Here is a 24,662-nt window from a genome sequence, read left to right on the forward strand (position 1 = left end):
TGGCTGTCGCGACCGACGCCGTTCCGCAAGGAAGTGGCCGCGCCGTGACCGAGTCCGTCTCTTACGCCGGCAGCGCCGCTTCGGGAACCGTCCCGTCCGCGTTCCACCCGCGGACCTCGTAGTACGAGGCGATGGCGTCGTCGAGGCCGGGGAGTTCGCCTTCGTACGGGAGGCGGTCATCCTCCCCGTCGATGCCGCGTCGGTTGTTGAAATGGCGCTCGAGGGTGACCGTCCGCGCGCCGACCGCGAGCAGGTCCTCGAAGTCCGCGTCGAACAGCAGTTCGTAGCGCTCCGGCGTCATAAAGTCCCGAGAGAACTTGCAGACGACGCCGCTGTCGTTGAGCGCCATCAGGTTCTCGCGTTCTACGAGGCGCTCGGCTTTCCCCTCGAACCCGGCGGGCTCCATGGCCTCGTCCTCCTCGACGAGCGGGTACTCCACGGAGTAGAACGTCGCGTACATGTGGTCGGCGCCGCGGTTCGCGACCGCGTACGAGAGCGCCTGCCCGTGGAGGAGTCGCCCGTCGTGGCCCGCGAAGTCCATGTTCTTCACCGACCAGTTCTCCACGCCGAGGTCGTCGTGTATCCGACCGATCCCCTCCGCGAGGTGGTCGCCGACCCCGTCGCGGTGCGCGATCCGCTCGACGAGGTCCCAGATGAGTTCGCGGTTACCGAACTCGTCTTCCGCGGAGAGGTACGCGGCGATCGTGTTCCCCGCGGAAATCGCGTCCAGCCCGTAGTCGTCGCAGAGCTGGTTCGACTTCATCACGTCGACGATGTCGTCGATTCCCGAGTTCGAGCCGAACGCCATCGCCACCTCGAACTCGGGCCCCTCGGTCTCGACGCCGCGCGCCTCGTCACGGGTCGGGAGCTTACAGGCGAACGCGCAGGCCGAACACGTCCCCTTCTTGTACTTCTTGTCCGCGACGGCCGCGCCGTTGATCCCCTCGACGCCCTCGAAGGAGCGCTCGGAGAAGTAGTACGACGGGAGCCCGTCCATCTCGTTCGCGAGATCCATCACCGCCACGGTCCCCTGCTCTTTCATGATGTGGTCGTCGGTGGCCGCCTCGCGGTGAATGTCCTTCGCGGTCGCGTCGATCGAGTATTCGGGCGCCGAGTCGCCCCCGAACGTGACGGCCTTGACGTTCTTCGACCCGAGGACTGCACCCAACCCGCCGCGGCCGAACGCGCGCTCCTCGGTCGTCATGATCGAGGCGAACCGGACCTCGTTCTCGCCCGCGGGTCCGATCACGGCGGTCTGATCGGCCGAGAGGTCGTGTTCCTTCTCAAGATAGCCGGTCGTCTCCGGAACGGTCGCCCCGGCGAGGTCCGGGACCGGTTCGAACTCGACGCCGTCGTCGCGGACGTGGACGACGACGAGTTCGTCGCTCGCGCCGGCCAGTTCGATCGCTCCGTATCCCGTCGCCGCGATGTGACGAGACACGAACCCGCCGGCGTTCGACGACAGGAGCCCGTCGGTCAGCGGCGACACCGCGGTGCAGTTCGTCCGGCCCGTGAAGCTCATCTGCGACGACTGCATCGGACCCGTAGTGAAGACGGCGCGGTTCTCCGCGCCGAGCGGGTCCGCGTCGAACGGGATCCGCTCGTGGGCCAGTCGCGTCCCCACGCCCCGCCCCCCGATGTATCGCTCTTGAACCTCCGTGATGTCCGTCTCGGACGTCGCCTGCGCCCCGACGTCGATCGACAGCAGCGGCCCGGTACTGTGAAGCATGGTATCCGATCCGAGGAGGCAGTACAAAAATCCTCCCCGAAGCGGAATGAAGCGGGTTTTTCGCCGCCCTACCGCAGGATGTCGGTCTGATCGCTCCGCTCGGTAACGGTGTGCTACCCCGCGTCTTCGCCGGATACGCGGCCCTGTTCGTACACAGTATGCGTTGTTAACGTACACGGTAAATTTATGGCGCTGCTGGCGGATCGACTCCGTAGACGCCTGTTATCATGCCACGGGAACACATCTTCGACGAGGCCGAGTACGAGCGGCGAGTGGCCCGGACGAAAGAGCAGTTGCGCGAGCGAAATCTCGACGCGATCGTGGTCAGCGATCCGGCGAACATGAACTACCTGACCGGTTACGACGGCTGGTCGTTCTACGTCCATCAGGCGGTCGTGGTCACGCCCGACCGCGACGAGCCGATCTGGATCGGCCGCGACATGGACGGCGACGGCGCACGAGCGACGACACACCTCGCCGAGGAGAGCATCCGCGCGTACAGCGACGACCACGTCCAGTCGCCACGTGACCTCCACCCGATGGACTACGTCGCGGGCGTGCTCGAGGAGCTGGAGGTCGCGGACGGCCGCGTCGGTCTGGAGATGGACGCCGCCTACTTCACCGCGAAGTCGTACACGCGCCTCCAGGGGAATCTCCCCGACGCCGAGTTCGAGGACACGACGCTGCTCGTCGGCTGGATCCGGGTGCGGAAGTCGGAGGCCGAACTCGAGTACATGCGGCAGGCCGCGCGGATCTCCGAGAACGCGATGCAGGCCGGCCTCGACGCCGTCGGCGAAGGCGTCCCGGAGTACGAGGTCGCCTCCGCGGTGTATCAACAGCTCATCGATGGGACGGACGAGTACGGAGGTGACTACCCGGCGATCGTCCCGCTCATGCCGTCGGGTGACCACACCGGGACTCCCCACCTCACGTGGACCGATCGGCGGTACGAGGACGGCGATCCGGTGATCATCGAGCTCTCGGGCTGCCGGCACCGCTACCACTCGCCGCTGGCCCGGACGACGTTCGTCGGCGACCCGCCGGCCGAACTGCAGGAGACCGCAGACATCGTGGCCGAAGGGATAGCGGCGGCGCTCGACGCCGTCGAACCGGGCGTCACGTGCGAGACCGTCGAGAAGGCCTGGCGGAACACCATCAAACAGTACGGGCTCGAAAAGGAGGACCGCATCGGGTACTCGGTGGGACTGGGCTACCCCCCGGACTGGGGCGAACACACCGCGAGCATCCGTCCGCACGACGACACCGTCCTCAAGGAGGACATGACGTTCCACATGATCCCCGGCATCTGGACCTCGGACGTCGGCATGGAGACAAGCGAGACGTTCCGGGTCACCTCTACCGGCGCGGAGACGCTCGCCGACTTCCCGCGCGATCTGTTCACGGCCTGATCGGGAGTCCTCCGACTACCCGTCCGCGTTCGGCGTCGCGACCGCGTTCTCCAGCTCCCCGTCCCCGTCGAGCGCGTCGACGTTGCCGGCGACGATGTCGGCCAGTCGATCCCAGTGTTTCGGCGTGTGCCCGCCGGTGTGTGGGGTGATGAGGCAGTTTTCGAGATCCCAGAGCACGTGGTCAGACGGAAGCGGCTCGGGATCGGTGACGTCGAGAGCGGCGCCGCGAATGCCCTCGGTCTGCAGCGCGGAGACGAGCGCGTCGGTGTCGATGAGCCCGCCCCGAGCCGCGTTCACGACGACCGCGTTCGGCGGGAGGGTGGCGAGCTCCGCCTCCCCGACCATCCCGCGGGTCAGGTCGTTGAGCGGGCACGCCAGTACGACGTAGTCGCTCCGGGCGAACGCCTCGTGGACGTCGCCGTCGTCGAACCCGAGCACCTCGTCGGTGGGGCCGCCTTTCTCCGGCGTGTAGCGGATCCCGATCGTCTCCACCTCGAACCCCGCGAGCCGCTGGACGACCGCCTGGCCGATAGAGCCGAGGCCGACGACGGTGACCGTGCTGTCGGTGAACTCGTGCGATTGGAAATGACGCCACTCCCCGTTGCCCTTCCGGCGGAACCCCTCGTGGAGATTCCGCGCGAACACGAGCATGTTGGCGATGCTCTGCTCGGCGATCCCTGGGGCGTGGATGCCGCCCGCGTTGGTGACGGTGACGCCGTGCTCGCGGAGCGCGTCGGTCGGCACGTGGTCGGTGCCGGCGAACGTGCACGCGAACAGCTCCAGTCGGTCGGCGCGCTCGAGGAGGTCGGCGTCGAGCGTGATGCCGGTCACCACGCGCGCTTTCGGAACGAGCGCGCGCTCCTCGGCGGGCGTGCGAGCGAGCGCGACCGTCCGGTCCGGGAGCCGGTCGCGGAGCGCGTCCGCGTACGACGCCATCGACAGTCCTTCCGTTCCCTCTCGCAGCACGACGATATCGGGATCCGCGGTCTGTGGTGAGCTCATGAGCGGTGGGCGCGTCGAAGCGACGCGTTGGCGTATCATTACGAGGGTGTTTCTTAGCCTTTTGTGTATCTCGTGTACACGACAATTGTGTACAATTAAGTCGGTCGAGCGAGAGGGTGACACCCATGAACGAACCGATTGGCGATCGGCTCGCCACCGTCCGCAGACGATTCCATCGGCACCCTGAGCCCGCGTGGCGCGAGTTCCTCACGACGGCCACGCTCGTCGAGGAGATCCGATCGATAGGCGTCGACGAACTCGCGATCGGCCCCGACGCCTACGATCCGGCCGACCGAATGGCCGTTCCGGACGCGGACCTCGGACCCTGGATCGAGCGCGCCCGCGACCTCGGCGCGGACGCGGATCTACTCGATCGCATGACCGGCGGCAACACCGGCGCCGTCGCCGTCCTCGACCGTGGCGAGGGACCGGCGATCGGCCTCCGCGTGGACATCGACGGGCTGTTCATCGAGGAGTCGACCGACTCGGGCCACCATCCGGCCGCCGAAGGATTCCGCTCCGAGATCGACGGGACGATGCACGCCTGCGGCCACGACGTCCACATGACGTGGGGACTCGCGGTGCTCGAAGCCATCGCCGAGAGCGATTTCGAGGGGCGACTGGTCGTCTTCTTCCAGCCGGCCGAGGAGACCGGCGGCGGCGGTCACCCGATGGCCGAGAGCGCGTACGCGGACGACCTCGACTACCTGCTCGCGGTTCACGTCGGCCTCGATCACCCGACCGGAGAGGTGGTCGCGGGGATCGAGAAACCGCTGGCGATGGCTCACCTCGACGCGACGATCGAGGGGACCTCGGCACACGCCGGGAAAGCGCCGAACGAGGGGGACAACGCGATGCACGCGATGGGGACCGCCATCGTGAACGCGTACGGGATCCCCCGGCACGCGGACGGCATGACGCGCGTTAACGTCGGCAAGGCCGAGGCCGGAACCGCGAGCAACATCATCGCCGAGCGGGCCCACATGGAGGCCGAGGCGCGCGGCGAGACGACCGAACTGATGGAGTACGTGAAGCGGCGCTTCGAGCGCACGGTGAACGCCGCCGCGACGATGCACGGGTGCCGCGCGACCGTCGACGTGGTGAGCGAGTCACCCCGTGCGGACAGCGACCCGGAACTGCAGGCGCTGGTGTCGGCGATCGCCGAGGGCGTCGACGGGATCGACACCGTGCGTCCGGCGGCCGACTTCGGCGCGAGTGAGGACGCGACGTTCCTGATGGAACGCGTCCAAGAGGAAGGCGGACTGGCGACGTACATGATCGTCGGCACGGACCACCCGACGAGCCACCACACGCCGACGTTCGACGTGGACGAGCGGAGCCTCCGACACGGCGTGGACGTGCTCGTCGGGACGATCCGCGACCTCGAACGCCGACACCCCGTCCCGCAGGTCGACGACGAAGCGGCGATCCGTCGAGAGGAGTGATCGATCGGGGCTGGACCGACGAGGTGAGCCCCCTTCAGACGGTCAAAACGGCGTTGCAGTCGAGGGGCGTTACTCGACCGAGTCGAGGACGTCGCGTCTGAGTTCTCTGAGACCGTCGGCGACTCTGTCCGTCGCGAGGAAGTACGCCGACAGAAGAACGACGCACCCGATGCCAGCGGCCCACCCGGCGAGAACGGTTTGGCTGCTCTGTGCTGACGCGAGTGCGAACCGCTCGATGAACAGTCCCGCCACGGAGAGGCCTACTGAACCGAGGCTGACCGCGACGAGTTCGATCGCTTCCGGGAGTATCTCGACTATCGATCTCATGTCTGTTTGCGGATCATGAATGAACGGGCTTCAAATTTACCGAACGAAAATCTATTTATTAGCGGACGATCGATATAGGCGTATGAAGGGCCGATACGGCGACCTCGATTACTCGCGACTCACGGTCTTGAGCTTCTCACTCGGCCTCGGGATGTTTCTCGCCGGTGAGCTCGGAGAAGTCGGTCTCAGAACCGCCGGGATGTCCGTCCCCGCCTGGGAGCACAGACTGTTCTTGGCGCTCGCGGGCGTCGGCATTCTCATCGCGTTTCTCTCGCCGTTCGTGTTCGGAATCGCCCTTCCGCTCACCGAGTAGACCGCTCGCCGTGGGTTCTCACCAGCCGGTGTCCGGGGGGTGTCGTCCCCCGATTCATAGCCGCTCGTTCGAAGGCCGCGGCTCGCTGTCGAAGGCGGTGACGAGCGGCTCCGGGAGCGCCTCCGGCGAAAACACCGAGACGAGGTCCCCCGGTTTGATCCGTGTGTCGCCGTTGGGCGTGATGTGATCCCCGTCGCGCTCGACGCCCACGACCAGCACCTCGTCGGGTAACAGCCCCTGCTCGTTGGCCTCGTTCAGCGTCAGTCTGGCAATCTCCGCGGATTCGGAGACGGTGAACTCCACGACCTCGCCGCCGCCGACGACGGTCTGGAAGTCGGTCACGGCAGACGGCGCTCGGTCCTCCTCGGGGGCGAACCCGTGATACGGCTGGAACGTCTCGTCGAGCACGATGCCCTCGCGGTCGATGGTCAAGCCCGCCGCCGAAAGCTGTTGAGCGATGCGGTTGACGTCGGTCGTGTCCTCGCCGACGGCGGTGATCTCGAGATTCTCTTTCCCGGCGAGGAGCTCCCTGACGTGTATCACTCCGGGGGTGGACAGGGCTTCGTTGGCGAGCGCCGACCGTTTGCTCACCGGAGCCGTGCAGGTGAACTGGGTGGTCACCTTCCCGTTCAAGCTCTCGTAATCGATGTCGGCGTGATAGCCACGGATGAGTCCGTGTTCCTCCAGCTGAGTGATCCGATTGCGCACCGTCGCGGGGGTGACATCCACCTCCTCGGCGATCATCGGGGCCGACGTGTCCCTCGCGTTCCCCCCGAGGTAATAGAGGATACGGCGGTCGATCTCGTCGGGTCGGTAAGTCATGTCCGTACGTACCGGCCACCCGGGCAAAGCCATTGTGCACGTAGCGTGATATTGATTGGCACTGCTGCTGTTCAGTCTTCCGAACCTATAGTGGATGTATATTACTGATTACGAATTCTCAACCCACACTATTTTATGTATCAAAAATGAAGCGTGTGATATGACGTCTCATCAGCCCCGGTCGCCGTTCGAACGGCTCAAGGAGCACTACGACCACGCGGAACTCGTCTGTCAGGAGTGCGGATTCGAAGACGAAGCGGGGACGTGGGAGGCGTCGACAGACGGTGCGACCATCGTCTACCACCACACCTGTCCCAAGTGCGGTGCCGAACGCGTCCACAGCCTGAAGTTGTCGGATTCCGACGCCGCGCGCGAACACGCTCAAAAGCGACGCTAAAGAACGGAATTCGGCGGTAAGGCGTCGCACCGGTGGCGAGGTGTCTTGCGACCCGATCGGTCCGATGGCAACCGTCGTCGGTCGCGGCACACCATCGCGACGAGGTTGCGCCGCCAGATGTCGACGGCCGAATCGATTCAGGTGGCCGCCGCGCTCGGACTGACAGCGTCGATCGCGTCGAGGAAGATACCCGTTCCGAGCGCTATCTCGCGTTCCGTCGCGTCGAGCGGCGGTAACAGTCGGATCGTCTTCTTCCCGCAGCCGAGCGTCAACAGGCCGCGGTCGAGCGCCGCCTCGATCACGGCGGCGCGTCGGTCCGCCGTGTCGAACTCCACCGCGAGCATTAGGCCCTTGCCGCGGACGTCGACCACGGTGTCGGGCGTCTCGTCGGTGAGGATCTCCATCGCCTGCCGGCCGCGGTGCGTCGCGTTGGCCAGCAGGTCGTGCTCCTGGATCGCCTCCAGCGTGAACGCGCCCATCATCGACCCGAGGATGTCGCCACCGCCGAACGTCGAGCCGAGACGGTTCTTCTCGGTCGGGAACACCTCCGACCGGGAGATCGTCGCCCCGACCCGCAGCGCCTTCGCAGCCGCGATGACGTCCGGCTCGATGGCGTAGTGGTCCACCGCCCACATCTCCCCGGTCCGACCGACGCCCGACTGGATCTCGTCGACGACGACGGGGATGTCGTACTCGTCGGTGACGGCCGCCACCTCGTCCATGAACGCCTCACTGGGGAAGCGGTAGCCGCCGACGCCCTGAATCGGTTCGAGCGTCAGAAACGCGATCTCGGCGGGGTCGACGTGGCCGCCCTCTGGCGACAGCATGCTCCGGAGCCGCGACCCCTCGCCCGCAAAGAAGCCGCAGTCGCAGCTCTCGGCGTCACAGCCGCGGTCCGCACAGAACGGCACCGTCTCGATACCGCTGATCTCCGGGTATCGGCGGGTGTACACGTCTTTCGACTTCGTCAGCGACAGCGTCCCGAGCGTGCGGCCGTGGAAGCTCCCGCTGAACGCCACCCCGTACTTGGCGGCCGAGCGGTGATCGTGCGTGATCTTCATCGCGTTCTCCATCGCCTCCGCGCCGGAGTTCGAAAGGAACACCGTGTCCATCCCGTACTGATCGGAGACGTCGATCAACCGGTCCATCAGGTGGCTCGACCCGGGGATGTCGGCCTCCTCCGGACTCGGCCCGGAGCCGTAGTACATGTCCTGCCCGGCGATCTTCAACGGCTCCACGAGGTCGAACTCCCGGATCTTCGAGAGCACCTTCTCGTTGTTGTAGCCGAGCGGCGCGGCGCCGATGTGACAGGTAAAATCGAGCAGGACGTTGCCGTCGACGTCCGTGACGAACGGCCCGTCGGCCTCGCGGGTGACGTCCCAGACGAACTCGTGGGAGTACTCGCTGGGGGCGGCGTGCTGCTGGTGGAAGTCGACCCAGCGCTGCGCGTTCGGGCCGGGGAGTGCGTCCGCAGCGGGTTCGGCCGTATCCCTATCCATACACGGTTTACGTGTACACCATCCATTAAAACTTGTTATAAATGGGGTTGCGGCCGGAACGACGGGTCCTCAGTCGTCGTCCGAGCCGATCGACTTGGACGCGCTCGACTGCGAGTCCGACTTCTTCGATTTGCCGTACAGCACCGTCTCGTTTTGCAACAGCACCTGGTCGTAGTTTTTGCCGAAGTCCTTGATCAGCGACAGCATCGCGAGGAAGCAGACGAAGGCGAACGGCGTCCCGGTGATGATCGCCGCCTGCTGGAGCGTGTTCGCGCTGCCAGTGCCGCCGAGAATCATCAGGATCGCCGCGGTCATTCCGAGGACGACGCCCCAGAAAATGCGGTTGATGTTCGACGGCTTGGCCTTCCCGCCGGTGGTCATCATCGAGACGGCGAGCGTCGAGGAGTCCGCCGACGTGACGAAGAACGTCGTCACGAGGATCATGAACGCGTAGATCAGCACGGAGCCGATCGGGATTGTCATCGACGCGCCGCCGACGTTCAACGAGAAGTTCAGCGCCTCGAAGAGGATGAAGCCGGACACCTCCGCTCCCGCCTCACCGGACATCACCGCGCTGAAGTCGGCGATACCGTTGTGTTGCGCCCAGACCGCCGTGCCGCCGACGAAGGTGAACCACGGGATGGTGGCGCCGGAGGTCGCGACGATACCAGTGAACGCGACCTCACGGACGGTCCGTCCCTTGGAGATCCGCGCGATGAACAGCCCCGCGAACGGCGACCACGAGAGCGCCCACGCCCAGTAGAACACGGTCCACGCGTTCATCCAGCCGGTCGCGCCCATATCGCCGGCGCCCATCGGCCCGGCGCCGGTGAAGAGGCTCATCGAGACGAAGTCGGTGACCATACCGCCGAACGCCTGCGTGCCCAGCAGCACGAGGAACAGCGTCGGGCCGACGATGAACGTCACGAACATCAACACGACGAACAGAATCATGTTGAAGTTCGAGAGCCGACGGATCCCCTTGTCGACTCCGAGCACCATCGAGGTCGTAAAGAGAAGGGTCATCATGGTGACGACGAGCAGGATGCCCAGATCGCCCATGTTGATCCCCCACTGGTAGTCGAGTCCCGTGACGAACTGGCTCCCGATGAAGCCCAGCGACGTTGCGACGCCGCCTATCGTCGCGAAGACGGCGAGGATGTCGACGACCTTCGCGGCCGGGCCGTCGAGGTTGTCGGCGCCGATGATCGGCGTGAGCGCCGAGGAGACGCGCAGTGGGACGTTGTCGTAATTATACGCAAAGTACCCGATAGCGATGCCCATTATCGTGAACACCGCGAGCTGCGGCAGCGCCCAGTGGAACAGCGTCTGCTGGACGGCGACCGTCATCGCCTCCGCCGTCCCCGCTTCGACGCCACTGAACAGCGGCGAGGGGTTGTTGTAGTAGAACAGCGCCTCGGTCGGTCCCCAGAACACGACGCCGGCCGCGAACCCGGCGGAGTACAGCATCGCGAAGAAGGAGAGGAAACTGTACTCCGGCGACTCGTCGCCGAGTTTGATACTCCCCCACGGACCCACGATAAGGAAGAGGAGGAACAGCACGATCACGAACACGATCAACAGCAGCGCCCAGTTGAACGCGCCAAGTAGCTGGTTGTTGAGCGACGAAATCCCGCTCTCGACGGCAGACGGGCTGATGAAGAACGCGGCGATCACGCCCACGGTCAACAGGGCGCCGAACGCGAAGACGATCGGGTCGATTTCCTCTCGGAACTCCTCTATCATGCCCGGCTCGGAGCCGCTCATCAGGTGACACCTCCTCGACGACGGCGACCATCTGACCTACGCTGTCTCTGCCGGTCGAGTACCATGCCAAGTGATGGCATGAGCGGGTGATACGTGTAATACACAATAAGTGTTTCTCAAAATGCGACAATCAACCTGACTCATGCAACTCGGATATCGACTCGACGAAATTTGTTCCGTCACACATATTGTCTAAATCAGCAGAAATTCACGCCAAAAGTCGGACTGAGTAACGAGAGACGACGGGTCACCAGGCGAACCCACGCTCGAACTCGGTTCACAGACAACGAGTGCGGATTCGGTTCCGGAACCAGTGTGACGTTTGTCCGCGGCCCTCGCGTCGCATGTGTTACCGATAATTGATACCGTGCGGCGGCCGGACGCATCGCGGCCGTCAGTTCGTGAGCTCTTCGATCGTCCGCTCGTGAGCGGCGGCGCTTTCGGTCAGCTTCTCGGCGAACTCGTCGACGCGGTCTTTGATCTCCTCGCCGGCCTGTTCCGGGGAAAACGACTCGGACATGGTCAGCAGGCGGACGAACGCTCGGAGCTCCTCGTCGGTGAGCTCCGCGAACTCGTCGTTTTCCAGCTTTTCGACCACTCTGTCGACGTCGATCTGGCCGACCGGTTCGACGTTGAAATCCACGTTGACCATCCGGTAGTTCGACCCGGCGAGCTGCTGTTCCGCCTTGCCGACGCCCTCCGACAGCATGTCCTTGAACGGCGTGTGGTACCCCATCGTCCCGAGGTGGAGGAACGCGAGCATGTCGGTAATCCCCTGCGTGTACGCATCGCGGTCCTCGTCGTCCGGGTCGAACACCGTCTTCCGGTCGCGCTCCTCCAGGCACTCGAAGAGAATACTGAAATCGAGGATCGCGTTCCTGACGCGGCGCCGGATCCGATTCCGCTTCTGCTTCCGCGAGTGGTCCGTGTAATCGGTCTTTCGACCGAGCAGAAAGTCACGGTCGGAGGGAGTCAAGATGCCGCGAGGCCGGTCGGACTCGGCCGCCGCCTCCAGCGACTCCGGCACGTCGTTCTGGCTCATGCCCCCACCACGCCGTGCCAGCGGATTAACAGTACTGATTCCGTAGATGTGCGCCGTCGATGACGCCGAAGTATGGCCGTTCGCGTCCCGTCACGGCCGGCGACGCGAGAGCTCGACTATCGTCTCCGACAGCAGCGTCGTCCCGATTTCGAGGCTCTCTTCGTCGATGTCGAACGTCGGCGTGTGGTGGCTCGTCGGATGATCCGTGCCGACGATGAGGTACGAGGCCAGCCCGCCGGCGTCTTGGACCTGCTGCATCAGGTACGTCCCGTCTTCGCTCACGCCGAGCTCTTCGGACGGAATCACCCGCGTGACGCCGTCGACGTTCCACGCCACGGTCCCGACGAGCTCACGCAGCGCCGGATGGCTGTCGACGCACGGCGACTCGCTGATCACGTGCGGCGTCACGTCGCAGTCGTGCAGTTCGGCGGCGGCGTACAGTATCCGTTCGAGCTCGTCGCGCGCGTACGTCATCAGCGCGGTCGTCTCGCCGCGGACCTCGGCGTCGATTGTCACCTCCTCGGCGATGACGTTGCTCGCGGAGCCGCCCTCGATCCGTCCGACGTTCACCCGCGTCGCCCCGTCTCGATGACGCGAGATCCCGTACGCGTTCTGGATCGCGGCCGCGGCGGCCTGCATGGCGTTCGCCCCTTCGTTCGGCGCCTTCCCCGCGTGAGCGCTCGCCCCCTCGAACGTCGCCGTCAGGTGCGCCATCGCCAGCGGGCTCTCCACGCCGGCGACGATTTCGCCGGTTGGATGTCCGAGCCCGATATGCAGCGCGAAGAGGTAATCGAGGCCGTCGAGGTGGCCGCTCTCGGCCATCGCCTTTCCGCCGCCGGATAGCTCCTCGGCGGGCTGAAAGAACACTTTGAACGTACCGTCGAACGCGCTCCTCTCGACCGCCGCCAGCGTCCCGAGCGCGATCGCCAGGTGCGCGTCGTGGCCGCAGGCGTGCATGTACCCGTCGTGTTCGGATCGGAACCCCTCCGCGGCCGGTCGATGGTCGCTCGCGTCCGACTCCCGGATCGATATCGCGTCGAGGTCGACCCGGAGCCCGATACACGGCCCCTCGCCCCGGGAGAGTGTCGCGACGACGCCCGTGTGACCGCCCGCCGTGCGCTCAAGGAGGTCCTCGCTGACCCCGGCACGACGAGCGCGGTCGATCCACGGCTGGATCTCGTCGTCGTCGGGGACGGCCATTCGCTCGTCGGTCGCCAGCGCGTCGCGACCGACCGCAATGTCGTCGACGCCGATACGCTCGAGCTCCTCGACGACGCGGGCGGTCGTTCGGAACTCGCGCCACCCCGGCTCCGGGTGGCGGTGAAACGCTCGCCGGAGTTCGGTCAGGTCGGCTCGGGCGTCGTGGGGCATCTCTCCGGAGCCAAGGCGGTGGTGACACTTAACCGTGGCCGATGGGCCACCCCGTCGGCACCGGCTGTTCGGTCCGACGGCGTCGTCGACCGGGCCTCCCCGTCTCCCCGACGGTGGCGGGCCGGACCGCTCAAAACGAGGTCTCGTCCGACTCGGTGGCGGCGCTCCCACGGTCGTCGTACCCCTTCCGTCCGACCGCGTCCTCCGGGAGCAGCGAGGTGACGAACGCCTCCAGTTCGGTCTCGGACCGGAACGTCTCGGGCTCGTCGTCGATGACCTCCAGTATCTCCGGAAGCGGCATCCGTTCGCCGTTCGCGAACTCGACGACGCCCTCGTCGCACTCTTGGACGACGGTCTCGTACGCGACGGGGTACTGACGGTCACAGACGTCGGTTAACGCTGCGTCGACATCCATACACATCGTTCATGAAGGACATTGAAAAGACTGCTGCTTGATACGATCGCCGGCGGTCGCGATCCGTCTCCCTCGGTGCGGAGTCGCGTCCGCGGCCGGAGCGTATACCTGACCGCGGGCCGCAGTGGCTTCCATGTCTCCCGTGTTGCGATGTCATCGGTGCGACGAGCGGTACGAGGACGCGACCCGCGTCCGCTGTGCGTGCGGGGAGCCACTCTGGTTCGAGCCCGACACGACGGCCTTCGCCTGGGCGGACTGTCGGGACCACGACGGTATGTGGCGATACGAACCGCTCTTGCCGATCGATCGGCCGGACGGCGTCGCGCGTGCCGCGGGCGGGACCCCGCTGGTCAGGAGCCGGCGCCTCGACGACGCCGCGGGGTGTCGCGTGTACGTCAAAGACGAGGGTGAACAGCCGACCGGGGCGTACAAGGACCGGGGTAGCGCCGTAGCGGTCCCGCACGCCGTCGAGACAGGCGGCGACGCCGTCGGCACCGTCTCGTACGGGAACATGGCGATGAGCACCGCCGCACACGCCGCCAGTCTGGGGCGTGAGTGCGTCGTGCTCGTCCCCGACGACATTCCGGCGGTTCGGCTGGCGCTCATCGACCAGTACGACCCGACCATCGTCCGGGTCGACGGCGACTACGGGGCCCTCTACGGCGACGCGCTCGACCTGTCGACCGAACTCCCGATAGCGATCCTCGTGAGCGACGCCCCGGCGCGGATCAGCGGGTACAAGACCGCGTTGTTCGAGATCTGCGAGGCGTTCGCGCCCGACGCGCCCGATGCGCTCGTGTTGCCGACGAGCTCCGGAGGGTTCGCCTCGGGGATCTGGCGAGGCGTTCGCGACCTCGAGACGGCCGGTCTGCTCGACGATCCCCCGCGCATCCACCTCGTCCAGACCGCCGCGAGCGACCCGATAACACGGGCGTTCGACGCCGGCGAGACCGACCCGACGCCCCTCTCCCCCGAGGAGACCAGCGAGACGATAGCCCACTCGATCGGGAACCCAGACCCGCCGAGCGGTTCCCGCGCGCTCGCAGCGGTCCGCGACACCGGTGGCGCCGTCGTCTCCGTCGACGACGACGAGATCCGTACGGCACAGCGGCGGTTCGCGGTCGACGGCGGATTCTGCGTGGAGCCGGCGTCGGCGGCGTCGCTCGCGGGCGCGTCCGTCCTCTCTGAACGCGGTGAGATCGCCGACGACGATGACGTCGTCCTCATCCCGACCGGAACGGGGTTCAAAGAATTCGGCACCGACGGTGACTCGGTTGCGACCGAGCGGACGAGCCGTGCGGAGCTCCCGGACCGGCTCGCAGCGCTTCTCGGCGTCCGCTGACGGCGTCCACGACGACCGCCGTGTGGCGTCCGCCGACGCGTGGGCCGCACCTGATCGGTTCGATGCGTGACGTCGTCGGAGCGTTCCGGAGAGCGTCGGCGACGGTTCGCGCCGAGCGACCACAGGACGGACGCTCAAACTGATCGAGCGTTTCACCGAGCGAATGTCCACCTCGATATCGGACACCGCGGACGACCCGCCGCCTACCGAACGCGACCGTTCGAATCGAACTGTCCTGCTTCGCGCACCGTTCTGACGAGCGATGAGATCTCCACTTTCAGGCCTCCAGACGACCGTGTTTATGTGTATTTACCATGGATTCAACACCGTCCTGAACGCGTGTTATTCCCATATTTATTAATAAAACACATCATATGAAATAACCTCCAGCGGTCTGAAATCGGAACTGTACACGGCCCGAGTAGTAGGTCAGATGTAATCGTTCCGATCACTTCCTGAATCTTATTGTCGTACTCATAACAATTATTGGTTGTTTCCTCAACATGTCTGATGCTCCGTAGAAAGCAGCAGCCTGTCCTCGTACGCGCGGCAGCTTGTGACGCGTGTACACGTCCGGAGGGATATCGGCGGATGAGGCACAGTGACGAAACGATTCTGTCGAGATCGGAGACGAGATCACAGTGAGCGCGTCCGCAACCACGCGGTTCTTCGCGGTCGCGTTCTCCGTGCTGATGTTGGTCTCGGCCGCGGGGGTCGGGGTGATAGGAAGTACCGGCGTCGCGCAGGCGCAGACGGGCGGGGACGTCATCGAGAGAGTAAACGCGGGCGGTCCGAGCGTGAGCGCATCGTCCGGACCGGACTGGACGGCCGACGGTAGCGGGAGCACGTACAGCACCGGCGGCTCCACCTACACGGCGACTAGCCTGTCGGCGGGGGACATCACGAATCCGACGGACGCGCCCTCGGAGGCGTTCCTCACGGAGCGGTACGGCGACCACTCGTGGTCGTTCGACGTGAGCTCCGGGACCAAGTACGAAGTCCGGCTCTACTTCGCCGAGGTCTATCACGGCGTGAATACGGCGAGCGCGGACACGGGTGACCGTGTCTTCGACACGTCGATCGAGGGACAGCAGGTCCTGAACGATTACGACATCGCCGCCGAGACCGGCGGTGCTGCAACGGCGACCGTGGAGACGTTCGAGGTGACTCCGACCGACGGAACGCTCGACGTCTCGTTCACGACGGAAGTGGACAACGCGAAGGTCTCAGCCATCGAGGTCGTCGAGGCCGCGCCCGAGCCCGGGGTACTCGACGGTCCCGACAACGTGAACTTCGGGACGGTCGTCACCGGGGAGAGCGCGACCGAGACCGTCACACTCTCGAACGAAGGCGAGAGCGGTGACCAGTCGATCACGGTCGACGGCGCCTCGGTGACCGGCACTGACGCCGGTGACTTCTCGACGGACTTCTCCGGGAGCGTGACGCTCGCGCCCGGCGAGACGACCGACGTCTCGGTGATGTTCTCGCCGTCCGATACCGAAACGAAGTCGGCGAGCCTGGAGGTGAGCCATGACGCGGAGAACACCACCTCGCCGCTGACGGTCGACCTTTCGGGTGAGGGCGTCAGCGACGTCCCGGTCGGATTCAGCAAATCCACGCTCCAGGGCTTCAGCGCCGGCAACCCGACGGCCATCGACATCGGCCCGGACGGCCGCGCCTACGTCTCGACGCAGAGCGGAATGGTGTACGCGCTCGACGCTGAGCGCACCGGCGAGGACAGCTACCAGGTCAACAACGAGGTCGCGATCGGCGCGATCAAGGACATCCCGAACCACGACGACTTCGGTAACGTCGAGTCGGAGAGCAACCGGCAGATCACGGGCCTGACCGTCGGCGGTACCGCCGACCAACCCGTGGTCTACGTCGGTTCCAGCGACCCCGAGATCGACGTCGGGCAGGACGACGACGACACGGACACCAACTCCGGGGCGATCTCCCGGCTGACGATCGACCCGGGGAGCGACGGAACGCTCCAGGCGAGCGAGGTTACCCACGACGTGTTGGTCCTCGGGCTGCCGCGCTCCGAGGAGAACCACGCGACGAACGGTCTCGACCTGACGCCCGACGGCGACACGCTGTACGTCGCGCAGGGCGGCCACACCAACAAGGGCGCGCCGGGCGACAACTTCGGGCACACGCCCGAGTACGCGCTGTCGGCGGCGGTCCTCGAGATCGACCTGGCACAGATCGAGAGCGAGAACCAGCCGAAGAGTCTCCAGAGCGAGAACAGCGCGTATCCGGACCTCGATTACTTCTACTCGATCCCGACGATTCAGGGCGGCGACCTGCCGTTCGGCGGAAACGACGGGATCAACCAGGCGAAGCTGGTCGAGGGCGGCCCGGTGCAGATCTACTCGCCCGGCTACCGGAACCCCTACGACCTGGTCCTCGCGGAGAGCGGTCAGCTCTACGTCAGCGACCACGGTCCGAACGGCGGCTGGGGCGGCCAGCCGGCCGACGCGGACGGCAACACCGTGGCCGACGCGGCGTCGGTGACTAATCACCCGAACGAGGACGGGAGTTTCTCGACGAACGACCAGCTCATCGCGGCTAACGAGGGCGAGTACGCCGGACACGCGGCGCCCATCCGAGCGAACCCCACGCAGGCGGACATCTACGACGCGGACGGGAACGTGGTCTTCGACATCAACGAGTCGAACTCCCCGGTCCCGTCGAGCATGGTGAACCCGGTCGAGGCCGACTACATCCCGCCGACGAGCGGATCGCCTGACCCGGGGGCACCCGCAGGTAGCGCGAACACGATGGAGACCACGAGCGGACAGAAGGTCCTGTTCGGTCCGACCGGCGGAACCACCGAGTACACCGCCTCGAACTTCGGCGGCGCGATGGAGGGCGACATCCTCCAAGTGGAGCTCGGCGGCGACGTCGAGCGCGTCGAACTGAGCGCCGACGGCCAGACGGCCACGAACGTCGAGACAATCTTCAACACCGGCGGTCCGCTCGGCATCACCGCGCAGGACGACGACGAGGCGTTCGAGGGCACCGTCTGGACCGCCAACCACGGCGGCAACGACGTCACCGTCTTCGAGCCGAACGACTTCGGTGACGGCGGCGGGGACGGCGACCAGTGTACCGGCGCAGACGATCCGTCCCTCGACGAGGACGAGGACGGCTACGATAACGCCGACGAGATCGACGCGGGCACGGACCCGTGCTCGTCGAGTTCGACGCCCGCCGACTTCGACGACGACGGCGAGTCGAACCTGAACGATCCGGACGACGACAACGACGGCCTAAACGACAGCGTGGACCCGTTCGCGGTCGACCCGGACAACGGGGTCACGACGAGCCTGCCGGTCCAGCACGACCTCTCCGAGCTGAGCCTGTTCGGCGACAACGGACAGGGCTGGACGGGCGTGATGACGAACGGACAGGACGACTACCAGGACCTCTACGACCCGACGAAGATGACGATCGGCGGGGCCGCGGAGGTCCTGACGGTCGAAGAGGTGCCTGAGGGCGACGCCTACCAGACCCCGAACGACCAGCAGTACGCGTTCCAGTTCGGCGTAAACCCGCCGGAAGAGCCGTTCACCGTCGAAACGACGGTCGCCTCCTTCCCGGACAATCCGGAAAACTACCAGTCCGCCGGGATCCAGATCGGCCCCGGTGACCAGTCCAACTACGTCAAACTGGTCGCCGCGGCCGACGGCGGCAACGGCGGCATCGAGTTCGCGAAGGAGGTCGACGACTCGTTCACCCATCCGACCTCGCCGAACGTCGTGAGTGACAGCGCCGTCGCAGGCGGGACCACGACGCTCCGAATGACGGTTGACCCGACGACCGACCCCGACACCAGTAACAGTGTCGACGAGGTCGCGGTCACTGCCGAGTACGTGGTCGACGGCAACACGACCGAGGTCGGGACCGGTGCGATGCCCGCAAGCTGGCTCGACACCTCCGACGGAAGCGGTCTCGCGGTTGGCGTCATCTCGACGTCCAACGGCGCGAGTTCGACGTTCTCGGCGACGTGGACGGACATCTCGGTCGACTACGTGGACGCGCCCGAGAACCAGCCGCCGACGGCTGACGCGGGCGCGGACCAGACGGTCGACGAGGGCAGTCAAGTCACGCTCGACGCGTCCGGCTCCGACGATCCGGACGGCGACCAGCTCGGCTACACGTGGACCCAGACGGCGGGTCCGGACGTGAGCCCGAGCCAGAACGACGGCGAGACGCTCACGTTCACCGCGCCCGACGTCGACTCGGAGACCGAGCTCACCTTCGAGGTCAGCGTCTCCGACGGCCAGGCGTCCGACACCGACGTGGTCAACGTGACCGTGCAGGACACCGGTGACGTGACGCCCGCGTCCACGAGCGCGGACGTGACGGTCACCGAAGGCGGCGCCATCGGCGCGAGTACGTTCAACGGTGGCTCCTTCAGCGTCACGAACACCGGCGAGGAGAGCCTTTCCTCGGTCCAGATAGACCTGAGCGAGAGCGCCATCCCCGACGCGGTGTTCGACCCCAACGGGACCGCCGGTGACGCGACTGCGAAGGGCGTCGTCATCGACAGCGAGTCCGGCGACGGCGCCGGCGTGGTCACGACGGACAGCGGAACGGTGTTCAGCCAGCCGCACAACGGCGTCGACGACGCGGAAGGCTACGACGTGCTGACGCTGGAGTTCACCGACTTCGAGGCCGGCGAGACGGTGACGTTCTCGACGGACATCGACCCGACGACGATCAAGGGCGCTTCCACGACCGGCGGCGCCGGATCGGTCTCGGGCCTCGAACTCTCAGGCTCCGCGGTCACCGTGTCGTCGAGTAGCGCCACGGTCTCGAACGATCTGTACACCGACGGCTCCGCCGGCGGGTCACAGGCCAACGTGAGCGCCGACTCCTCGGCCGCACCCGCGCTCGGCGTCGAGGGCGTCACGCTCGGCGCGACCGACTTCCCGGCCCACGAGGCCGCGACAGTCGGCGACCAGCAGCAGAGCCTCACGCTGAGCGGGCCCGCGGGCGAGACCGTAAACCTGCTCACTATCGAAGCGAGCGAACCGCCGACCGACGGCTACGACGTGGACGCCTACGAGGCCGACAACGCCGAAGCCGTCAGCAACCAGACGGTCAGCCTCGACTCGAACGGGCAGGCGACCGTCCAGGTGACGCTCGACGAGACGAACCTGAACTACTACCAGGCCGCCGTGCAGGACGGTCCCGGTTCGAACGGGGCCGTCTCGCAGACGGTGGCGCTGGAGTACGAATCGACCTCGGTCTCCGGCAACACCAGCGCCGACGTGGCGCTCACGCCCGGCGGCGGTATCGAGGCCAGCACCTACGGCGCCGGCTCCTACCAGGTGACCAACACCGGCGAGACGAACATCACGACGGTCCGGGTGGACCTGAACGAGACGGTCCTCCCGGACATGGTGTTCGATCCGTTCAACACCGCCGGCGACAACGTCGGCAAGGAGTTCACGCTCGACGGCGGCGACGTCACCGTCGATAACGTCGAGTACGCGAACTTCCACAACGGGGAGAACAACAGCGCCGGATACGACAGTCTGATCGTCACGCTCTCGGAGTTCGAGCCGGGCGAGACGATGTCGTTCTCCATCGACAACGACCCGACTAGCATCAGCAGCACCGACCTCGGCTCGCAGGCCGCGGGCCCGGTCTCCGGGCTCGAACTGGCCGGCGGCACCGTGTCGGTCGGCGCGGACGAGATCGATACGTACGAGGCGACGCTCGTCGGCGACGGCAGCGCCGGTGGCTCGCAGGCCACCGTGCTGAACGACACCGACGAGACGAAGCCGACGATTTCCGTCGACGGCGTCTCGCTCTCGTCGACGACGCTGTCCGACCGGCACACTGCCGCGACCGTCTCGGCGGCCGACCAGACAGTCAGTATCTCGGGTGCGCCCGCGAACGCGGACGTGACGCTCCTCCGCGTCGAGGGCGAACTGAACCTCTCGAACGTCCCCGATCCGTACGACATCGAGGAGTACGAGGCGAACAAGGCGGTCGACGTTCAGTACTACTCGGCGACGACCGACGACACCGGCGCGGCCACGGTGGACGTCACGCTGACGAACTCCACCGCCGAGGGCGGCCTGAACTACTTCGTCGCCGCCGTCGAGGAGCCGGACGGCGACACCGGGCCCACCTCCGACTACGCGGTGCTCGAGCTCTCGGAGGGGCCCGAGAACACCGCCCCGACGATGGGGAGCATCACCGACAAGGGCGTCTCCGAAGGGGAGTCCCTGACCGTCGACGTGCCGGCGTCCGACGCGGACGGCGACGCGCTCGACCTGTCGGTCAGCGGCCCGTCGTTCGTCAGTGCCGACGACGCGAACGGGACGATAACCATCGCGCCCGGGACTGACACGGTCGGTACCTACGACGTGACCGTCACCGCCGACGACGGGAACGCGACCGCGAGCGAGTCGTTCGCGGTGTACGTCGACGAGCCCGACCAAGACGGAACGGTCGTCGCGGCGGTCAACGCCGGCGGTAGCAACTACACCGCCGCCGACGGGGCCGAGTACGTCGCCAGCGCGAACAGCGACGTGTTCACCGGCGGCTCGACGTACAGCGTCACGCAGGACATCGCAGACACCGAGGACGACACGCTGTACCAGACCGAGCTGTACGGCGGCGGAGACGGCGCGCCGAACGCCGCCGTGCCCGTCGAGAACGGCACCTACGAGGTGACGCTCCGGTTCGCCGAGATCTACCAGGGCGTCGCTAGCACCGATTCGCCGGACTCCGACGGACCGACCGACGGGACGAACGAGAACGATCGGCTGTTCAGCGCGACGGTCGAGGGAGAGGAGGTCCTCACGGACTACGACATCTACTCCGAGGTCGGCCCGCTGACGGCCACCGACAAGACCTACACGGTCGAGGTGACCGACGGCACGCTGAACGTCGACTTCGCGGTGACCAACGACAACGCGAAGATCAGCGCGATCAAGGTCGAATCGCTTGAGGACGAGCCGATTCCGCCAATCGGCGACTTCGAGAACCCGCCGACCGATCCCGACGGCGACGGCCTCTACGAGGACGTCAACGGCGACGGGTTCGTGAACTCCGGCGACGCACAGGCGATCTTCGCGAATAGCCAAGACCCGGTCGTCCAGAACAACACCGCCGCGTTCGATTACAACGGCGACGGGTTCGTGAACTCCGGCGACGCACAGGCGCTGTTCGCCAACGGACTAGCGGCCGGCGACGACGACGGGACGGAGGCCTGATCAGCCGCCGCTCCGCGCTCCGGCCCGGTGCCACTCCAGAGGTGCGGCACCCAATCGGGCCGGGCGCTCCCGGACAGACCACGCACCGACCGACGCACGACACCACAGACGACGACAGAAAACCGATGAAACAAACAACACCAATCCAACGGAAGACGCTGACCCTGCTGGTAGTGGCCATGGTCGCCCTCTCGGCGACCGCCGGCTTCGCGGGCGCAGCGTCGACGACGGACCTGACGGTATCGACTACAGACGACACGATCGCACCGGGCGAGACGACGACCGTCGAAATCGCGGTCGCGAACGCCGACGGCGGCGTCGGCGCCGCGGAGCTCGGCGTCGAACTGAGCGACCCCGGGGTCGGGACGATAACCGACGTGACGATCCCGAATGAGCCCGGGAACACCGACAACAACATCACCGGCGGCGGCGCCGCGGCGGACGTCAAGTACGCCTTCGCCGACAGCGCGGACACCGGTGCAGTCACCATCGTCGAGGTGACCGTCCAGGGCGCTTCGGCCGGGACGACAGACGTCGATGTCGTCGAGAACAGTCAGACCGGCTTCCTCGCCGTCTTCGACGAGAACGGCGCCGGCTACACGCTCGACGAGGTCGGCACTGCGACGCTGACGGTCAACACCCCGCCCGACGCGGACGCGGGCCCGGATCAGACCGTCGACGAGGGCGAGACGGTGGAACTCGACGCGACCGCGTCGAACGACCCGGACGGCGACTCGCTGAGCTATCAGTGGACCGAAACTTCTGCTTCCGGCGTCTCGCTGAGTGACGCCGACACCGCCACTCCGACGTTCACCGCCCCGGAGGTCTCCGAGGACACCACGCTCGACTTCGAGGTGGAGGTCACGGACACGGCCGGAGCGACCGACACCGACTCGGTCAGCGTGACCGTCCAACCGTCCGAGCCAGAGGCGGCGAACTTCCAAGTGTCGAACCTCCAGGCGCCCGGTAGCGTCACGGAAGGCGACGCCATCGACGTCTCTGCGGACGTGGAGAACACGGGCGGCCAGACCGCGACCAAGGCCGTCGAGTTCCGCGTCGACACGGACGGCGACGGTTCGATCGACGACGAGAGCGCGCTCGCCTCGCAGGACGTCGAGCTGGACCCCGGCGAATCGACGACCGTCACCTTCGAGGACGTCGACACGAGCGGGCTTTCGGGCACCCTCACGCACGGGGTGTTCACGGTAGACGACACCGAGACCGCACAGATCACGGTTAACGAGCCCGCGGCGGCGGACTTCCAGGTGTCGAACCTGCAGGCGCCCGAGAACGCGACGCAGGGCGACGCCATCGACGTCTCCGCCGACATCGAGAACGTCGGCGAACAGACCGCGACCGAGTCCGTCGAGTTCCGCGTCGACGCGAACGGCGACGGGTTCGGCGACTCCGGTGACGTGGTTCTCAGTACGGACGTCGAACTCACCGGCGGCGAGTCGACGACGGTCGAGTTCACCGACGCCGACACGAGCGCTCTCGCGCCCGGCGACTACGCTCACGGCGTCTTCACCGCGGACGACAACGCCACCGCACAGATCACGATCGAAGCGCCGCCGGAGCCGCCGGGCGACAAGGAGACGACCGTCAGTCTCCAGCCCGCCGACCAGACCACCGCGGTCGGCGTCACCGCGACCTACGACATCGTCGTCGACGACGCGGACGGCGGCGTCGGTGCGGCCGAGGTCGGCGTGGCCGTCGACGACCCCGGTGTCGCGACGATCACCGACGCGAGCGCCATCGACGCGAACACGAGCGAAGACGTCGACATCGCCGCGGACGGCTCGTCGGTCGACCTCGAATACGCGTTCGCCGACACCGCCGACACCGGGAGCGTCACGATCGCGACGGTGGAACTCGAGGGAAGCGGCGCCGGAACCGCGAACCTGTCGCTCGAGCCGACCGAGGGCAACGGCGAGGTACTCGTCTTCGACGAGGAAGGCCTCGGATACGACGTGACCGGCACGAACGGCGCGACGCTCGACGTGCAGGCGGTGCAGTTCCTCGTGGACGACCTCGAGGCGCCCGAGAAGGCCGCCGTCGGGAGCGACGTCACGGTCACCGCGAACGTCACCAACGACGGCGCCGTCGAGAGCACACAGCCGGTCGAGTTCCAGATCGACGTCGACGCCGACGGCGAACTGGAGACCGTCGAAACCGAATCGAAGACGATAGCCGCCGGAGAGACGGCCCAGGTGTCGTTCACCGTCTCCGTGCCGGAAGACGCGTCGTTCGGCCCGCGCCAGCACGGCGTCTTCACGGCCGCCGACAACGCGACTGCCGAGATAGAGTTCACCCCGCCGGACGTCAACGGCGACGGCCTTCTCCCCGGCGACCTGGACGGTGACGGACTGTACGAGGACGTCAACGGCGACGGGGAACTGAACACCGGCGACGCACAGGCGCTGTTCAGCAACCGCGATTCGCCGGCCGTTCAGAACAACATCGAGGCGTTCGACTTCAACGGCGACGGATCGGTGAACACCGGCGACGCGCAGGCGCTGTTCAACCAGGTGACCGGATAAC

General features: G+C 66.4%; 16 protein-coding genes. 7 read left to right on the plus strand and 9 right to left on the minus strand.

The window, feature by feature from the left end; all coding sequences use genetic code 11:
• Positions 1-61 precede the first annotated feature (61 nt).
• Positions 62-1,729 (minus strand): aldehyde ferredoxin oxidoreductase family protein, encoded by a 1,668-nt coding sequence (locus tag ACNS84_RS09160; protein WP_435074534.1) that lies wholly within the window; start codon positions 1,727-1,729, stop codon positions 62-64.
• Between the two features lie 227 nt (positions 1,730-1,956).
• Between ACNS84_RS09160 and ACNS84_RS09165 the strand changes: the two genes are divergently transcribed.
• Positions 1,957-3,138, plus strand: a complete 1,182-nt coding sequence (locus ACNS84_RS09165) for a M24 family metallopeptidase (protein ID WP_435074535.1) — start codon at positions 1,957-1,959, stop codon at positions 3,136-3,138.
• 15 nt (positions 3,139-3,153) lie between these two features.
• Here ACNS84_RS09165 and ACNS84_RS09170 read toward each other — a convergent pair whose 3' ends face one another.
• Complete coding sequence (locus ACNS84_RS09170; protein WP_435074536.1) at positions 3,154-4,140, minus strand: NAD(P)-dependent oxidoreductase; 987 nt, start codon at positions 4,138-4,140, stop codon at positions 3,154-3,156.
• Between the two features lie 125 nt (positions 4,141-4,265).
• Between ACNS84_RS09170 and ACNS84_RS09175 the strand changes: the two genes are divergently transcribed.
• On the plus strand, positions 4,266-5,585 hold the full coding sequence (locus tag ACNS84_RS09175; protein ID WP_435074537.1) for an amidohydrolase: 1,320 nt from the start codon (positions 4,266-4,268) through the stop codon (positions 5,583-5,585).
• Between the two features lie 69 nt (positions 5,586-5,654).
• Here ACNS84_RS09175 and ACNS84_RS09180 read toward each other — a convergent pair whose 3' ends face one another.
• Entirely contained in the window at positions 5,655-5,912 is a 258-nt protein-coding gene (locus tag ACNS84_RS09180) for a DUF8151 family protein (RefSeq protein WP_435074538.1), read from the minus strand.
• A gap of 82 nt (positions 5,913-5,994) precedes the next feature.
• Between ACNS84_RS09180 and ACNS84_RS09185 the strand changes: the two genes are divergently transcribed.
• On the plus strand, positions 5,995-6,225 hold the full coding sequence (locus ACNS84_RS09185; protein WP_435074539.1) for a DUF7860 family protein: 231 nt from the start codon (positions 5,995-5,997) through the stop codon (positions 6,223-6,225).
• 54 nt (positions 6,226-6,279) lie between these two features.
• Here ACNS84_RS09185 and ACNS84_RS09190 read toward each other — a convergent pair whose 3' ends face one another.
• Positions 6,280-7,047 carry an Lrp/AsnC family transcriptional regulator gene (locus ACNS84_RS09190; protein WP_435074540.1) on the minus strand — a complete coding sequence of 256 codons (768 nt, stop codon included), beginning with the start codon at positions 7,045-7,047 and terminating at the stop codon, positions 6,280-6,282.
• A gap of 160 nt (positions 7,048-7,207) precedes the next feature.
• Here ACNS84_RS09190 and ACNS84_RS09195 point away from each other — a divergent pair, with 160 nt between their 5' ends.
• On the plus strand, positions 7,208-7,444 hold the full coding sequence (locus ACNS84_RS09195; protein ID WP_435074541.1) for an HVO_0649 family zinc finger protein: 237 nt from the start codon (positions 7,208-7,210) through the stop codon (positions 7,442-7,444).
• Between the two features lie 137 nt (positions 7,445-7,581).
• Here the strand turns inward: ACNS84_RS09195 and ACNS84_RS09200 are convergent, their stop codons facing one another.
• From ACNS84_RS09200 to ACNS84_RS09220, 5 genes are all read right to left on the minus strand, one after another.
• Positions 7,582-8,943: an aminotransferase class III-fold pyridoxal phosphate-dependent enzyme gene (locus tag ACNS84_RS09200; RefSeq protein ID WP_435074542.1), complete on the minus strand. Its 1,362-nt coding sequence runs from the start codon at positions 8,941-8,943 to the stop codon at positions 7,582-7,584.
• A gap of 69 nt (positions 8,944-9,012) precedes the next feature.
• Positions 9,013-10,710: a BCCT family transporter gene (locus ACNS84_RS09205; protein ID WP_435074543.1), complete on the minus strand. Its 1,698-nt coding sequence runs from the start codon at positions 10,708-10,710 to the stop codon at positions 9,013-9,015.
• A 394-nt stretch (positions 10,711-11,104) separates the two neighbouring features.
• The gene (locus ACNS84_RS09210; RefSeq protein WP_435074544.1) at positions 11,105-11,752 is read right to left on the minus strand and encodes a DUF8102 family protein; all 648 of its coding nucleotides are present in this window, start codon (positions 11,750-11,752) and stop codon (positions 11,105-11,107) included.
• 90 nt (positions 11,753-11,842) lie between these two features.
• Positions 11,843-13,123, minus strand: a complete 1,281-nt coding sequence (locus ACNS84_RS09215; RefSeq protein WP_435074545.1) for an amidohydrolase — start codon at positions 13,121-13,123, stop codon at positions 11,843-11,845.
• A gap of 130 nt (positions 13,124-13,253) precedes the next feature.
• Positions 13,254-13,538, minus strand: coding sequence for a DUF5789 family protein (locus ACNS84_RS09220; RefSeq protein ID WP_435074546.1), 285 nt, complete (start codon positions 13,536-13,538; stop codon positions 13,254-13,256).
• A gap of 133 nt (positions 13,539-13,671) precedes the next feature.
• Here ACNS84_RS09220 and ACNS84_RS09225 point away from each other — a divergent pair, with 133 nt between their 5' ends.
• The 3 genes from ACNS84_RS09225 to ACNS84_RS09235 all read left to right on the plus strand — a co-directional run bounded on the left by ACNS84_RS09225 (position 13,672) and on the right by ACNS84_RS09235 (position 24,661).
• The gene (locus ACNS84_RS09225; protein ID WP_435074547.1) at positions 13,672-14,880 is read left to right on the plus strand and encodes a threonine synthase; all 1,209 of its coding nucleotides are present in this window, start codon (positions 13,672-13,674) and stop codon (positions 14,878-14,880) included.
• 641 nt (positions 14,881-15,521) lie between these two features.
• Positions 15,522-22,121 (plus strand): malectin domain-containing carbohydrate-binding protein, encoded by a 6,600-nt coding sequence (locus ACNS84_RS09230; protein WP_435074548.1) that lies wholly within the window; start codon positions 15,522-15,524, stop codon positions 22,119-22,121.
• Between the two features lie 125 nt (positions 22,122-22,246).
• Positions 22,247-24,661: a PKD domain-containing protein gene (locus tag ACNS84_RS09235; RefSeq protein WP_435074549.1), complete on the plus strand. Its 2,415-nt coding sequence runs from the start codon at positions 22,247-22,249 to the stop codon at positions 24,659-24,661.
• The last annotated feature ends 1 nt before the right edge of the window (position 24,662 follow it).

It is taken from the genome of Halorubrum wangae (assembly GCF_051194135.1).
GTDB lineage: Archaea > Halobacteriota > Halobacteria > Halobacteriales > Haloferacaceae > Halorubrum.

Coding starts and splice junctions, on each gene's coding strand:
- ACNS84_RS09190 (WP_435074540.1), bottom strand. CDS start 7,047: ATGACTTACCGACCCGACGAGATCGACCGCCGTATCCTCTATTACCTC.
- ACNS84_RS09210 (WP_435074544.1), bottom strand. CDS start 11,752: ATGAGCCAGAACGACGTGCCGGAGTCGCTGGAGGCGGCGGCCGAGTCC.
- ACNS84_RS09200 (WP_435074542.1), bottom strand. CDS start 8,943: ATGGATAGGGATACGGCCGAACCCGCTGCGGACGCACTCCCCGGCCCG.
- ACNS84_RS09180 (WP_435074538.1), bottom strand. CDS start 5,912: ATGAGATCGATAGTCGAGATACTCCCGGAAGCGATCGAACTCGTCGCG.
- ACNS84_RS09225 (WP_435074547.1), top strand. CDS start 13,672: ATGTCTCCCGTGTTGCGATGTCATCGGTGCGACGAGCGGTACGAGGAC.
- ACNS84_RS09170 (WP_435074536.1), bottom strand. CDS start 4,140: ATGAGCTCACCACAGACCGCGGATCCCGATATCGTCGTGCTGCGAGAG.
- ACNS84_RS09235 (WP_435074549.1), top strand. CDS start 22,247: ATGAAACAAACAACACCAATCCAACGGAAGACGCTGACCCTGCTGGTA.
- ACNS84_RS09185 (WP_435074539.1), top strand. CDS start 5,995: ATGAAGGGCCGATACGGCGACCTCGATTACTCGCGACTCACGGTCTTG.
- ACNS84_RS09220 (WP_435074546.1), bottom strand. CDS start 13,538: ATGGATGTCGACGCAGCGTTAACCGACGTCTGTGACCGTCAGTACCCC.
- ACNS84_RS09195 (WP_435074541.1), top strand. CDS start 7,208: ATGACGTCTCATCAGCCCCGGTCGCCGTTCGAACGGCTCAAGGAGCAC.
- ACNS84_RS09165 (WP_435074535.1), top strand. CDS start 1,957: ATGCCACGGGAACACATCTTCGACGAGGCCGAGTACGAGCGGCGAGTG.
- ACNS84_RS09175 (WP_435074537.1), top strand. CDS start 4,266: ATGAACGAACCGATTGGCGATCGGCTCGCCACCGTCCGCAGACGATTC.
- ACNS84_RS09205 (WP_435074543.1), bottom strand. CDS start 10,710: ATGAGCGGCTCCGAGCCGGGCATGATAGAGGAGTTCCGAGAGGAAATC.
- ACNS84_RS09215 (WP_435074545.1), bottom strand. CDS start 13,123: ATGCCCCACGACGCCCGAGCCGACCTGACCGAACTCCGGCGAGCGTTT.
- ACNS84_RS09160 (WP_435074534.1), bottom strand. CDS start 1,729: ATGCTTCACAGTACCGGGCCGCTGCTGTCGATCGACGTCGGGGCGCAG.